The 14720-nt window shown below is 46.1% G+C and carries 12 protein-coding genes and 1 riboswitch; of the genes, 1 reads left to right on the top strand and 11 read right to left on the bottom strand.

Annotation, left to right across the window (positions count from 1 at the left end):
- Nucleotides 1–312: 312 nt before the first annotated feature.
- The 8 genes from purF to purE form a co-directional block, all read right to left on the bottom strand.
- Nucleotides 313–1794, bottom strand: a complete 1482-nt coding sequence (purF, locus tag NSQ99_RS07245) for an amidophosphoribosyltransferase (RefSeq protein WP_251669651.1) — start codon at nucleotides 1792–1794, stop codon at nucleotides 313–315.
- Entirely contained in the window at nucleotides 1779–4025 is a 2247-nt protein-coding gene (gene purL / locus NSQ99_RS07240) for a phosphoribosylformylglycinamidine synthase subunit PurL (RefSeq protein ID WP_251669653.1), read from the bottom strand. The genes purF and purL overlap by 16 nt, the downstream gene beginning before the upstream one ends.
- Nucleotides 4003–4698: a phosphoribosylformylglycinamidine synthase subunit PurQ gene (purQ, locus tag NSQ99_RS07235; RefSeq protein ID WP_340835934.1), complete on the bottom strand. Its 696-nt coding sequence runs from the start codon at nucleotides 4696–4698 to the stop codon at nucleotides 4003–4005. Before purQ ends, purL begins: the two co-directional genes overlap by 23 nt.
- 4 nt (nucleotides 4699–4702) lie before the next feature.
- Nucleotides 4703–4948: a phosphoribosylformylglycinamidine synthase subunit PurS gene (gene purS / locus NSQ99_RS07230; protein WP_251669831.1), complete on the bottom strand. Its 246-nt coding sequence runs from the start codon at nucleotides 4946–4948 to the stop codon at nucleotides 4703–4705.
- A 54-nt stretch (nucleotides 4949–5002) separates the two neighbouring features.
- Complete coding sequence (locus NSQ99_RS07225; protein WP_251669655.1) at nucleotides 5003–5902, bottom strand: phosphoribosylaminoimidazolesuccinocarboxamide synthase; 900 nt, start codon at nucleotides 5900–5902, stop codon at nucleotides 5003–5005.
- A gap of 693 nt (nucleotides 5903–6595) precedes the next feature.
- Nucleotides 6596–7891: an adenylosuccinate lyase gene (purB, locus tag NSQ99_RS07220; protein ID WP_340838750.1), complete on the bottom strand. Its 1296-nt coding sequence runs from the start codon at nucleotides 7889–7891 to the stop codon at nucleotides 6596–6598.
- 23 nt (nucleotides 7892–7914) lie between these two features.
- Complete coding sequence (purK, locus tag NSQ99_RS07215; protein WP_340835933.1) at nucleotides 7915–9087, bottom strand: 5-(carboxyamino)imidazole ribonucleotide synthase; 1173 nt, start codon at nucleotides 9085–9087, stop codon at nucleotides 7915–7917.
- 17 nt (nucleotides 9088–9104) lie between these two features.
- Complete coding sequence (purE, locus tag NSQ99_RS07210; RefSeq protein WP_251669661.1) at nucleotides 9105–9590, bottom strand: 5-(carboxyamino)imidazole ribonucleotide mutase; 486 nt, start codon at nucleotides 9588–9590, stop codon at nucleotides 9105–9107.
- A 237-nt stretch (nucleotides 9591–9827) separates the two neighbouring features.
- Nucleotides 9828–9928, bottom strand: a riboswitch (purine riboswitch).
- 404 nt (nucleotides 9929–10332) lie between these two features.
- Here purE and NSQ99_RS07205 point away from each other — a divergent pair.
- Complete coding sequence (locus NSQ99_RS07205) at nucleotides 10333–11613, top strand: glycosyl hydrolase family 18 protein (protein WP_251669663.1); 1281 nt, start codon at nucleotides 10333–10335, stop codon at nucleotides 11611–11613.
- 345 nt (nucleotides 11614–11958) lie between these two features.
- On the opposite strand, the gene NSQ99_RS07200 is transcribed toward NSQ99_RS07205, so the two are convergent.
- The 3 genes from NSQ99_RS07200 to msrA form a co-directional block, all read right to left on the bottom strand.
- Nucleotides 11959–12681, bottom strand: a complete 723-nt coding sequence (locus NSQ99_RS07200; RefSeq protein ID WP_340835931.1) for an NPP1 family protein — start codon at nucleotides 12679–12681, stop codon at nucleotides 11959–11961.
- 265 nt (nucleotides 12682–12946) lie between these two features.
- A complete protein-coding gene (locus tag NSQ99_RS07195; protein ID WP_340835930.1) occupies nucleotides 12947–13534 on the bottom strand; it encodes a nitroreductase family protein in 588 nt (195 codons plus the stop codon).
- 55 nt (nucleotides 13535–13589) lie between these two features.
- Entirely contained in the window at nucleotides 13590–14540 is a 951-nt protein-coding gene (gene msrA, locus NSQ99_RS07190; RefSeq protein WP_340835929.1) for a peptide-methionine (S)-S-oxide reductase MsrA, read from the bottom strand.
- Nucleotides 14541–14720: the final 180 nt, after the last annotated feature.

The following is a 14720-nucleotide window of genomic DNA, read 5'->3' as shown; positions in this document are numbered from 1 at the left end:
ATAAGTAGCGCAGCGTACGCTTTTGGTACGTGAGCAACGCAGTTTTCGCTAGCGTTCAAAATTCGATGTCGATTCCGCTACAACGCCCTACATCGTCATCAAAGTCGGACTTTTAAGCTTCCTCTTCCAATAGAGGTTCAATAAGTTCAGGCTTCAGGACCAAGAAGATTGGACACTAGTAGAAAACGAGTAGCGCAGCGTACGTACTTGGTACGTGAGCAACAGAGTTTTCGCTAGCGTTCAATATTCGCCGTCGATTACGCTACAGCGCATCACATCGTCATCAAGCCTGTATTTATTGAACTACCCCTACTAGCAGGAGCAGCTTTTGTCTGACTCTTCGTCTACCACCGTCGGATAATCATTATCGAAACAGCCCATACATAGGCCGTATTTATACTTATCTTCATGACCGCCTACTGCTTCCATAAAGCCTACATCCGTTAGAAATGCAAGTGAGTCTGCATTAATCTGCTGACGAATTTCCTCGATGCTGCGGCTTGAAGCAATAAGCTCCTTGCGGTCAGGCGTATCGATTCCGTAATAGCACGGATTCTTAAATGGAGGTGAAGTAATTCGTACATGCACCTCAGTCGCCCCAGCTTCACGAAGCAGGTTTACGATGCGCAGCGATGTTGTACCGCGTACGATGGAGTCATCAATCATGACCACTCGCTTTCCTTCTACGACTTTGCGTACAGCAGAAAGCTTCATCTTCACTCCGCGCTCACGCAGCTCCTGCGAAGGCTGAATAAAGGTACGACCTGTATATTTATTTTTAATGAGCCCAAGCTCATATGGAATACCTGTTTGCTCTGCGTAGCCAATTGCTGCTGAAATACTTGAGTCAGGAACACCTGTAACTACGTCAGCATCAACAAATGACTCCTGGGCAAGTCGTTTACCCATCCGCTTGCGTGAAGCATGGATGTTAATCTCTTGAATGTCGCTGTCTGGACGTGCGAAGTAAATATACTCCATCGCACATACGGCACGACGAGATTCACCTGCGTCATAGCGATCGTAATGGATGCCCGACTCATCAAGAATAATCATCTCGCCAGGCTGGATATCACGCACATATTGAGCGCCTATCGTCTCGAAGGCACAGGTCTCAGAGGCAAAGGCATAGCCCTCACCAATGGTAGCCATAGATAGTGGACGCAGACCATGAGGGTCCGATGCTACAATCAGCTTTTCATTCGTCATAAGCAGAAAAGCGAAGCCTCCGACCAAACGGCGCAGTGCATCACGTGCAGCCTCTACGAAATCCTTCTTCGAGCGCGCGATCAAATGCGCAATGACTTCTGTATCGCTGGAGGTTTGAAAGATCGAACCGTTATCCTCTAGCTCTTTACGAATTTCAGGTGCATTGACAATGTTGCCGTTGGTCGCGATCGCTAAATCCCCATCACGGTATTTGAAAATAAGCGGCTGAGCATTCGATAGCTTGCTCTCACCTGCAGTAGAATAACGAACGTGACCGATTGCGCGCTCACCTTTCAAACGATCGAGGATCGCTTGATCGAACACTTCCTTCACAAGCCCCATCTCACGATGATAGTTAAACTTGTTGCCGTCACTGCCATCTACTGTGCAAATTCCCGCACTTTCCTCACCGCGATGCTGAAGGGCATGTAAACCGAAAAAGGAAACAGCGGCAGCATCGTGGTGTCCGTAGACACCAAATACGCCGCATTCCTCTCTTAATTTATCGAAAATATCGTCTCGACCGATGCCCTCGTTATAGTGATCTCCTGTCCAAAGCTTCAAGTCTGCTATTTCATTAGACATGGGATCGCTTCCTTCCACACTCTCTCCAAATTAGCTACTGGCGCTTGAATCGCTGCTTTATCATTGACCAAAATATTAAGATCCTTGCCGCCTACCGTACCAAGTACAGTTGCTTTAACACCATGGCTAGCAATATGAGCAACAAGCTCATCAGCTTTTTCTGGTGAAGCTGAAAGCAGAATACGTGATTGTGATTCACTGAACAGATAGTGGTCTGTACGAAGCTCTGTGCTTACAGTAACGCTCGCACCAATGCCGCCGCTCATGCAAGACTCAGCAATAGCTACGGCAAAACCGCCATCAGATAGGTCATGCGCAGAGGCAACTAGACCGCTCTGGATTGCAGAAAGCACAGACTGTTGAAGCTTTTTCTCAACCTCAAGATCAAGCGCTGGTGGACGACCTGAAGGAGCACCGTTCTTCACATATTGCAGCTCAGAACCGCCGAATTCAGCCTTCGTCTCCCCTAGAAGGATGATAACATCTCCTTCCTTTTTAAAGCCTTGCGTCGTAATATGATCAACGTCGTGCACTAGACCAACCATACCGATAACCGGCGTTGGGTAAATTGCACCTTTTGCATTTTCATTGTACAAGCTAACGTTACCGCCGATAACTGGCGTAGCAAGCGCATTACAAGCTTCACTAATACCGTCAGCGGATTTTTCGATTTGCCAGAATACTTCTGGCTTCTCTGGAGAACCGAAGTTCAAGTTGTCTGTAATCGCAAGCGGCTCAGCACCGGAGCACACGATATTACGTGCAGCCTCAGATACAGCAATGCTGCCGCCTACTTGTGGATCAAGATATACATAACGGCTGTTGCAATCTGTTGTCATTGCAAGCGCCTTGCGTGTACCATCAACTAGCACAACCGCAGCGTCAGAGCCCGGCTGTACAGCAGTAGCCGTACGCACCATGTAATCGTACTGATTGTAAACCCATTCCTTGCTCGCTACGGTAGGCGAAGCAAGAATTTGCTCAAGCGTTCCGTTCAGATCAGTAATCTCTGCAAAAGCACCAGTATCTACGTTAGCAAACTCGCTATAGTAAGCTGGCTCAGTAGACGGCTGATTGTACACTGGACACTCATCTACAAGCGCCTTAACCGGCATATTTGCAACTTCTTCTCCTTGATGGAATAGACGCAAACGACCATCGTCAGTTACTTTACCAACCTTCACGCAGATAACTCCCCAGCGATCGAAGATTTCCTTCGCTTGTGCTTCATGCTGAGGCTCGATAACGAACAGCATACGCTCTTGAGACTCAGACAGCATCATTTCATAAGGTGTCATGCCCGTTTCGCGCTGTGGCACTTCGTCAAGATATAGCTCTAGACCATTACCTGCTTTAGATGCCATCTCTGCGGATGAACAAGTTAGACCTGCTGCACCCATATCTTGAATACCTAGAACGATACCAGAGTTGATCAATTCCAAGGTCGCTTCCATAACAAGCTTCTCCATAAATGGATCGCCAACCTGTACCGCCGTTTTCTTCTCTTCAGACTCCTCAGTCAGCTCGACAGATGCGAACGTTGCACCGTGGATACCATCGCGACCCGTTGCAGGTCCTACGTAGAATACCGGGTTACCTACCCCTTTAGCGACACCGCGTTGGATTTTGTCATGATCGATTAAGCCGACGCACATCGCGTTAACGAGTGGATTACCTTCATAGCTCTCATCGAAATTTACTTCTCCACCAACGGTCGGAATACCGATACAGTTACCGTAGCCTGCAATTCCACTAACTACGTTTTCGAACAAATATTTCACACGCTCATTTTCAAGACGACCAAAACGCAGGCTGTTTAGAGATGCAATTGGACGAGCACCCATAGAGAAAATGTCGCGGATAATTCCACCTACACCAGTCGCAGCGCCTTGATAAGGCTCAACAGCGGATGGATGGTTATGCGATTCAATCTTGAACACAACCGCTTGATTGTCACCGATATCTACAATCCCTGCGCCCTCACCAGGACCCATCAATACTTTAGGACCTGTTGTCGGGAACTTTTTCAAGATCGGCTTAGAGTTTTTATAAGCACAGTGCTCAGACCACATTACGCTGAATACACCGATCTCAGTGTAGTTAGGCTTGCGTCCACCAAGGAAGCCGCAGATTAGCTCATATTCATAATCTGAAACGCCGAATTGCTGATAAATTTTTTGCTCCGCAATTTGTTCTGCGGTAGGTTCCTTAGCTGTTAATTGCTGTGCCATGTTGTTCCCTCCATGCATTCAAAATCGAAGTAAACATGCGTTTACCGTCCGCAGATCCAAGGATCTCATTCACTGCGCGTTCAGGGTGAGGCATCATACCAACGACATTGCCTGCTTTATTGCTAATCCCTGCTATATTAAGAATTGAACCGTTCGGGTTGGTATCTCCCGCATAACGGAAAATGATTTGATTATTTGCTTGCAGCTCTGCTAAAGTCTCATCATCGCAGAAGTAGTTACCTTCACCATGAGCGATTGGAATATTAATGATTTCCCCTTGCTCATATTCACTAGTGAAAGGATTATTGTTGTTCACAACCTCAAGCTGAGATTGGTGACAACGGAATTTCAAGCCAGTGTTACGAATAAGCGCTCCTGGCAGAAGGTTAGCTTCTGTAAGGATCTGGAATCCATTACAAATGCCTAGAATATATTTACCTGCTTCTGCAGCTTTCTTCACTTCACTCATAACATTTGCAAAGCTGGCCATTGCACCACAACGTAGGTAGTCACCATAGGAGAAGCCTCCAGGTACTAGAATACAATCGTATGTTGAAAGATCAGTAGCTGTATGCCATACATAGTCTACTTCTTGACCAATGGTTTGCTCTACAGCTTTATAGCAGTCGATATCACAGTTCGAGCCTGGAAATACAAGTACCGCAAACTTCATCACATTAGTCCTCCAGTTCAAATCGGTAGTCTTCTACAACCGTATTAGCTAGTAGCTTTTCGCACATCACTTTAAGACGAGCTTCTGCTTCAGCACGATCTGTTGTGTCTAGTTCAATCTCAAGATACTTACCAATACGAACCTTCCCTACTTCTGCAAAACCAAGGGAGTGAAGTCCGCCTTTCACTGCTGCTCCTTGTGGGTCAAGTACATTCTCTTTAATCGTTACATAAACCGTAGCCTTCATAATAGCCTCCTATAGACCTGTAGTAGTCGCGATCCATATCGCAGATATATTAATGGGTTATACTAATTGCTTGCCAGTTAGACGAGTATAAATATTACGATAACGTGCGGTTGTTTCTTCTACGACATGTGCAGGAAGAGGAGCAGGCATGCTTTCTCTGTCCCAATCTGAGCCTAGCAAATATGCGCGTACGGGCTCTTTGTCCATGCTGTCGATTTCAATATCATAAGCAAATTTATCTTCTGCCCAGAAACGCGAGGAATCTGGTGTGAAAATTTCATCAATTAAAATAATTTCGCCGCCAATAATACCAAATTCAAATTTACAATCTGCTAGAATAATACCTTTCTCATGGCAATACTCATGCGCAAAGTTATATAATGCAAGACTACGCTCACGCAGTGCCTCAGCAAGCTCCTTGCCAATCCGCTTACTCATCTCGGTGAATGAAATGTCTTCATCGTGACCGATATCATTTTTGGCAGAAGGTGTAAAAATCGGCTCAGGCAGCTTCTCGTTTTTCCGGAGGCCTGCCGGTAATGCATCGCCGTTAATAGCACCAGTCTGTTCATACTGTCTCCAGCCACCACCAGTAATATAGCCGCGCACGATGCATTCCATATCAATGCGCTCCGCCTTTTTCGTAACGGTAACGCGATGCTTCAGCAGCTCAGGCTCCGTGATAAGATCTCCTAGCTTGTATACATCCGTATGCACGACATGGTTGGCAATAATATGCTCGGTAAGCGCGAACCAATAAGCTGATAGTGAGTTAAGCACATTGCCCTTGTCAGGTACTGCTGGGTCCAGCACATAGTCAAACGCTGAGATGCGGTCTGTTACGACAATCAGAAAATGCTCTCCCAAATCGTACAGCTCGCGAACCTTGCCCTTATAAATAAGCGGGGCTCGCACATACTCAGCAGCAGACGAGATGGCCTTCACTTGCGTAGTCATGAACCTATTCCTCCTAAATGATGATGATTGAAAGCTTGAAATGATAGCGGGCTGCAGCTAGGCTGCGGTGTGAAATGTTCTTCCGATCACTGTTGTTCCCAAATTTCCTGAACGATATTAAAGAGGGAAATTCGGGAACAAAGGCGAACACTTCGTTTCTTCAGAATCATTTCACACCTTGCCACAGGGTAGCACTTCTTCGAATCAGCTTATTAAAGCAGACTAAGCTTTCAGCTCTTCGTGAAGCAGTGCAACGAAGTTGACGTCCTTCACGGCTCAGAGCATTAACCCTAGAAGGCTTTGAGCACTGCAACTAGGTTGCTGCCCCCACGTCTCCTCCGAGTTACTCACGAAGCTTTTCCTAAAGCAGCTACCCACACGAGGACATCCTCGAACGTTCGGCGAGTCAGCACCGAGAAGATGCCGTGAAGCTAGTGACGTGAAGAGCGCAGCGTACGTAGTTGGTACGTGAGCACTGGAGCAAACGATGAACGGCATCTTCGACGCCGATTACGCTGCGTCAGCGTAATCATCGTGATCACTCGCCGAACAGTTCGGCGAGTCAGCACCGAGAGATTTGCGTGAAGCTAGTGAAGTGAGGAGCGCAGCGTACGGTATTGGTACGTGAGCACCGGAACGAGCGATGAACGCAAAGCTCGATGCCGATTACGCTGCGTTAGCATCACTTCGTGATCACTCGCCGAACACCCGGGTGAAGATTGTAGAGACGTGTTTTAGATGCCACGCCGGATTAAAGCAATCCTCAATCTCCTCTGGAGAAAGTACCGAAGTAATCTCCTCGGTCGCTTCAATGATTTCGCGGAACTGAACCTTCGTCTCCCAAGCCTGCATCGCACGTGGCTGAACCGTATCGTACGCTTGCTCACGGCTGAAGCCTTTATCAATCAGTTTCGTCATGACGCGGCCAGAGAATGGCACGCCATACGTTGCTTGCATGTTGCGTTTCATATTTTCAGGGAATACCGTTAAGTTTTTAATGATGTTGCCAAGACGATTCAGCATATAGTTCAGCAGCATGGTTGCATCTGGAAGGATGACGCGCTCTGCTGAAGAGTGTGAGATATCACGCTCATGCCAAAGGGTTACATTCTCATAGGCTGTTAGCATATGACCACGAATCACACGCGACAAGCCGGAAATATTCTCGCAGCCAATCGGATTACGCTTATGCGGCATAGCCGATGAGCCCTTTTGACCTTTCGCGAACGGTTCCTCTACCTCGCGGAACTCGCTCTTTTGCAACGCACGAATTTCTGTTGCGAATTTATCTAGAGAAGTTGCAATTAATGCTAGTGTCGCCATATATTCAGCATGACGGTCACGCTGCAGCGTTTGAGTCGAGATTGGAGCTGCCTTGATGCCTAGCTTTTGACATACGAATTGCTCTACGAATGGATCGATATTCGCATACGTACCAACTGCACCGGAAATTTTACCGTATTGCACATTGTCAGCTGCATGCTCGAAGCGATCAAGATTACGCTTCATTTCCTCATACCATAGGGCAAGCTTCAGGCCAAATGTTGTCGGCTCTGCATGAACACCATGTGTACGTCCCATCATCGGAGTATCTTTATACTTTTTCGCTTGGTCACGCAGGATCGCGATAAAGTTTTCAATATCCTTACGAAGGATTGTGTTCGCTTGACGAAGCAAATATCCATTAGCCGTGTCTACGACATCGGTAGAGGTAAGACCGTAGTGCACCCATTTGCGCTCAGGTCCAACCGTTTCGGATACGGCACGTGTAAATGCGATAACATCATGACGTGTCTCTTGCTCAATTTCATAGATACGATCAATATCGAATGTCGCTTTCGCACGCAATGCCTCTACATCCTCACGAGGGATCACACCAAGCTCTACCCAAGCCTCACATGAGCAAAGTTCAACCTCTAGCCACGCTTGAAATTTGTTTTGCTCTGTCCAGATGGCTCTCATCTCTGGTCTGCTGTAACGTTCTAACATTAAGTACACCCTTCCAACGTTTTTTATTTATTCCAGCTATTCCATTCCTCTGACCATATCCCAGTACGCTCAATCCACTGCATCGCCTGTTCTATAGAGGAAGCTAGCACGTTCACATGGCCCATTTTACGATTATGCACCGCGTCTGCCTTGCCATACAGATGAACCTTCGTACTCACTTGAAGCTCATTTGCTAGTGAATCCTGTACAGCCATGCGCTCCAGCAGCGGCTCTACATGCTGACCAAGCACATTGACCATAACGACTGGCTGACGAAGCGATGGATCACCAAGCGGCAAATTGCATACTGCGCGAACATGCTGTTCAAACTGTGACGTTATGCAAGCCTCCATCGTATAATGACCGCTGTTATGAGGTCTTGGAGCTAGCTCATTGACGAACAAGCTTCCTTCCTCTGTAACAAACATCTCGACTGCGATTAGCCCAACAGCCTGTAAGCCTTCGGCGATTTGAATCGCTAGCTGCTCCGCTTGCTGGCGCAGATCATCTGAGATACGTGCAGGAACAATCGATAAGTGTAAAATATTTTGCACATGAATATTTTCCGATGCTGGGAATACCTTTACTTCACCTTGTGGACTTCTTGCAGCAATTACCGAGATCTCTTTCGTGAAACGAATAAACTTCTCTAGCACGAGCTCAGTTTTCGCTTTTGAAAGTGCAGCGTAAGCTTCTTCGATCTCTTCCTCGCTGCGAATGACCCATTGTCCCTTACCATCGTAGCCACCCGTTGCTGTTTTCAAAACAGACGGTGTGCCGAAATGTGCAATGGCTTCTCGTAAATCATCCACGGACGTAATTTCACGATATGGAGCAACCTGTACCCCTGCCGCCTCAATTGCACGCTTCTCACGCAAGCGATGCTGAGTCGTATGAAGCAGCTTATTGCCTTGAGGCACATAGCTTTCCTTCATCAGCATTCCCGCTACTTCCGAGCTAACATTCTCAAACTCGTACGTAATCACATCCGCTTGTTGAGCAAGCATGCGTGCCGCATCTGCATCGCTATAGGCAGCAACAATTTGCTCTGATACCTGCCCCATCGGCCCGTTCGGCGTAGGGTCAAGCGTGATAAAGCGGTAGCCGAGCTCACTGCCTGCATTAGCCAGCATTCGGCCAAGCTGACCTCCTCCAAGTACCCCAATCGTCGCACCAGGAAGAATTGTCTTTATCATTGCCTGCTGCTCGATACTCATAGCTCCTCACTGCTTTCCAGCACTTCCTGCTTAACTCTTTCACGTCGTGCAGTCACACGTGCCTGTACCTCTTGATCAAAGGCTCCGATCATCTGCCCGGCCAGTAACCCTGCATTAGTAGCACCTGCATTGCCAATCGCTACCGTTGCAACAGGAATGCCGCCCGGCATTTGAACGATGGACAGCAAGGAATCTAGTCCATTTAGAGTTGAGGACTTAACGGGTACGCCGATCACTGGGAGTATCGTCTTCGCGGCTACCATCCCAGGCAAATGCGCTGCGCCACCTGCTCCCGCTATAATCACCTTAATACCACGCGCTGCAGCTGTTTCCGCATATTCGAACATTAAATCAGGGGTGCGATGTGCGGATACGACCTTTTTCTCATATGGAATCTCCAGCTCTTCTAGCACATCACAAGCCAGCTTCATTGTTGCCCAATCAGACTTGCTTCCCATAATTACGCCAACCAATGCAGACATTACGAAAAACCTACTTTCTTATATAAAGTGTTTACGAATAATTGACATAAAAAAAGCCAATAGCAATAAATCTCTCGAATTGCTACTGACTTCGATGAACAAGCGCAGAATTCTCTCGCTGTTCCCACTAATGGCTTGATCGAAGAATAAGTAACATGTCCATATAAATGCTACACCGATTGACAAGCAGCTATGCTATTCTGACAACTCTCATGCATGCTCCAACCTTTTCTTCTTCAATCTATTTACGAAGCTCGTAGTCCAGAAAGCTTTGGTTCCGGGTAGAAACGTTTGAGCCATTCCCTCAAACCTATACGAGATAATTATTTTCTTGTTAACAACAACTATAGTTTATCGAACTATATGTGCACTGTCAACAAAATACGAACATTAATTAATGTTCATTTATTATAGTTCGTTTTTCTGACATGTAGCAGCTATAAAATTTAGATTATCCGACGATTTTTCAGTAAGAAGTATAAAATCTCACATTAAACGTCATCTGTAGAGCGAATATTAATTCTGAACCTCTACCTTTGACTTAGCAACCGATCCTTTTGCCATCCGTGAAGCGTTACAGGAAGCTACAGTCGCTTATGATCATCTTGGACTAAAAGTCGAATTTTTAGAGCGCCGCATAACGTATTTGATACTACAGTTCACCAATCAGGAATATACATTTAGCATATCGTGTGCTCACTCAATTTGTAGGAGCTATGATGATGACGAAAGGAGGCTTACTATGCAAATTCATACTGTGAGAAGGAATGATTCTTTGTGGAATCTTGCTCAAACGTATGGTGTTCCACTTCAGCATATCGTTGAGGTCAATGCGATCGAGGAAAGTGACCCGCTAGTGGTAGGTCAAGCACTAATCATTCCATCTCAGCCAGGAAATAGAACACATACTGTAGCAAGAGGGGAATCGTTATGGTCAATTGCAAGACAATATGGATTAACGCTCACTGAGCTTGCTGCTGCTAATCAGCTGACGAATCCAGCGATGATTCAAGTTGGTCAAACATTAATCATCCCTCCACCTAAGCTGACAACGATTGAGGTTAACGGGTATATGGAACGAATGGATGAAGAAGCGGCTGCTGAGATCAGGCAAATTAGCGATGAACTGACCTATGCAACGATGTTCAGCTATAAGATCAAAACGGACGGAACATTAATTGAGCTTAATGATGAAGTTGTGCGGGAGGCTGCCATTGCAAGTGGAGTTGCACCAATGATGGCCATAACGAACATTTCCGAGGAGGGGTTTTCTAGAGAGCTCATCCACGAGGTATTGAATAATGACTTATCGTACACGCATCTAATCACCACGGTCTCTAATACGATGCAGGAGCGTGGCTTCAAAGCACTAAACATTGACTTCGAGTATATTCCTCCAGAGGATCGAGAGCTGTATAACAACTTCCTAAGAGATATCACAGCTCATCTACACCAATTTGGCTATCTCGTTTCAACGGCCGTCGCCCCTAAATATCGCGCCGATCAGCCTGGAATATTATACGAGTCTCACGATTACAGGGCACATGGGGAAATTGTAGACTTTGTCATTATTATGACCTATGAATGGGGCTGGACGGGCGGACCGCCTCGTGCAGTTGCACCTCTAAATGAAGTTGCTAAAGTAATCAGCTATGCGCTTACCGAAATACCAGCAAACAAAATTATGATGGGTATCCCGCTATACGGCTACCATTGGACGTTGCCTTTTGTTGAAGGTGAATCGAGAGCTGCCGCGCTTAGCACGAATGCTGCCATTAATCTAGCTAGAGAGCGAAAGGCTGCCATTGAATATGACAATACCGCTCAGTCTCCGCATTTTTCATTCTATGATACGGAGGGCAAGCAGCATATTGTTTGGTTCGAGGACGCAAGAAGCCTGCAGGCAAAGTTTAATCTCGTCAAGCAATACGGACTTCGAGGCGTTAGCTACTGGAAGCTTGGCATTCCAGCGGAGACAAACTGGTACCTACTTAGTGAGAATTTTACAGTTAAAAAAATATGAATCTACTTTCTAGACCTTATAAGTTTTTCTACTATAATATGTAGCGAACGTATTAGCTTATATTCAGTAATCCATAGAAGGTGTGCTGTATGTTGTTATTCTGTTACAATAGGGCGAATTACGTGGCATAGTGTAACGAGATAAATTGGTGAAACCTCAGTAAAGCCTAGTTATCATGCCTCCTATTGTTTCTTCTGTCATACAGCATACCTTTATTGTATTGATGACTTTACTAGTAACTCCTGCATCTCTGCTCGCTTATCACTCTATGAAGGAGCTATGGCGGAAGAGAAATAACAAGCGACCTGCTACAATAGCAGGCCGCACAGTTGTGTATCTGTAGTTTTAATTAAACCAAGCTTTCGCTAAATTATTTGTGAAATTCGAGTCCTTCATTGGAACATTAGCCGATCCGAAGTCAGTAGTATTTAATGCATTTCTAGCGGCAGACGTCAAATCATCCCAGTCAATCAAAGGCTGATAACCACCGGTTGTACTTGTTGTGAATAGAGCGTGATTGAGTGGCCATGTGCTCTTGTACTCGAGCTTAGGGTGAGTTCCATTCGTGTTGGAGCTGTTTGGAGCTACATTATAAAAGTTACCGTGCTGTGAATAGGAAATAGACAAAATCTGTGGATTAGCTGCTACTGGATTATCAATCCATACGACGGCTGCCTCCCAGTCATGTCTGTGACCTAATCCAGAAGAAGGCGAGTCTTTAGGCATATACCACGAATACATAATGGCGTATACTCCGTTGTACCATGCTGCGCGAGAGTAAACCTGTCCAGGACTGGAGCTGCAGCCTGAGCTAGAGCCTCCTGAAGGGGCTAGTCCTCCACTCGTATTCCCTTGTGCATCTACGGCTGGAAAGGGTACGCAGCCTGTGGTAACCTTCAATGTCGGCTGAAATGTCTTTGCTGCAATCTGTGCAGTCGTTGTAGGTGTGACCTCAGTAAAGCCTAAAACTTGATCGTGAGGGATGACAGCTGCATACACTGTAGGAACAGCTGTAACTAGAAACGTCAAAACAAGCAAATAAGATAATGCTTTGAGTTTGCTGGTCATCTAGTCAATTCCTCCTTTTATCGTGATCTAACGCGCACTTACAGGATCAGTGACTCCGGAGTCCACCTGCACATTTACCATAAATTGTTACACCTCTAGCGTCAACATACTATATTCCGTTAGCATACTAAAATCTAGATCTGAGAGATTTTATTCTATAAAAAAATAGAAGCCCCGATGACCTATCGAAGCATCATCGGGGCTTAATCTTGTTCCACATATTGTTTTACTACTCGAAACTATAACGTCCTCGTTATTACATACACTATGCCTCCACCCATGTCGTTACATCAGCGACGGAGCGGCGAGTCGGTACAGCTGGTACAAGCTCTGGATAGCCGACATATACAAGCCCAACTAGCTTTTCTTTATCTGATAGCTGAAAATGCTCATGCATGACTGGATGATACAACGGTGCGCCAGAGCGCCATATTGCACCAAGCTCTAAAGCATGTGCAGCTAGCAATAGATTCTGAACTGCTGCGTGGGTTGCTGCCATCTCTTCTTCCATAATCGCACGTGGATCTTCAGACGGTGAACATATTGCTGCAATAACTACAGGAGCTCGAAATGCTTTTTTCGCTTCCTTTTCAAGCTTTTCCGCATCAGACTCTCCGGTCGTTGCTTGATGTACCTTCGCGTAGCCTTCCCCAAGCAAGCTTCGCCCTTCCCCAGTCATCACAATAAATTTCCATGGCTGTGTATTATAATGACTTGGCGCATAGGTTGCAGCATCAATAAGCTGCTCAATGAGTGCCTTTGGCACCTCATCCTTCTTCACTCGACCTACCGTTCTGCGCTCCTTTAGCGCTTTTAAGATTGCTTCACGTTGTGCTGATGACACATTAGACATGTACATATCTCCTCTCCCCATCGATTGTATCAATGTATGTCGTTGTGCTTCTGTATTATTCAAACAACTTCAAGTACTTTGCATAGCCGCGTTCAACAAGCTTTGCCTTCGGTATGAACTCTAATGAAGCGGAATTGATACAGTATCTTAATCCTGTTGGCTGTGGCCCATCTTCGAATACATGCCCTAGATGCGAATCGCCAAACTTGGAACGAACCTCCGTGCGGATCATACCATGCGTTACATCCAGTTCCTCAAGCACATGGTCATCCTCTAGCGGCTTAGTGAAGCTTGGCCAGCCGCAATGTGCATCGAATTTATCCTTAGAGCTGAATAATGGCTCTCCAGAGACGATATCGACATAAATGCCTTCCTCCGTATGGTCCCAAAACTCATTACGAAACGGCGGCTCAGTCGCATTACGCTGAGTAACCTCGTATTGAATTGGTGTCAGACGAGCCTTAAGCTCGGAATCATCCTTTTTCACTGACCAGTGCTTTTTAATAAACTCATCTCTGCCTGAGCCTTTGCGGTACATTTTATAACGCATAGGATTCTTTTTGTAGTAATCCTGGTGATACTCCTCAGCTGGATAAAACTCTTTCGCTGGTACGATCTCTGTCACAATCGGCTTACTGAAAATCCCGCTTTCCTGCAGCCTTTGCTTGGAGCGTTCAGCCTCCTGTTTTTGCTCCTCGGAGTGGTAAAAGATGAAGGTACGATAAGAGTGACCTTTATCGTGGAACTGCCCCTCAGCATCAGTAGGATCAATCTGCTGCCAATACTTCTCCAGCAGCTCCTCGTAGCTGATAATCGCTGGATCAAACTCGATCTGAATTGCCTCTACATGACCCGTCGATTCGGAGCATACCTCCTCATACGTAGGGTTAGGCGTGTCGCCACCCGTATATCCGGAGATGACGGAATGCACACCTCTCATTTTATCAAATGGTGTAACCATACACCAAAAGCAGCCTCCTGCAAAGGTAGCTAGTTGTGTTGCCATATATATTACCTCCTTATAAGCGCTCTGCTTAGCCATCTCTATGCTCGAACCTTCCTACGGAAGGAGACTCTCTTTTGAGATGGTAAGCTACGCTGTAGTTTATTACATGCTAGAGATAAATGCTTTAGTTTGCATATCCTGTGCGTTTGCATGAGCATTCGGCGCTTCGCTTAACTATCT

The organism is Paenibacillus sp. FSL W7-1287 (assembly GCF_038004245.1).
GTDB lineage: Bacteria > Bacillota > Bacilli > Paenibacillales > Paenibacillaceae > Pristimantibacillus > Pristimantibacillus camelliae.
The sequence above is the reverse complement of the archived record's forward strand: the minus strand, read 5'-3'. Positions and strand labels throughout refer to the sequence as shown.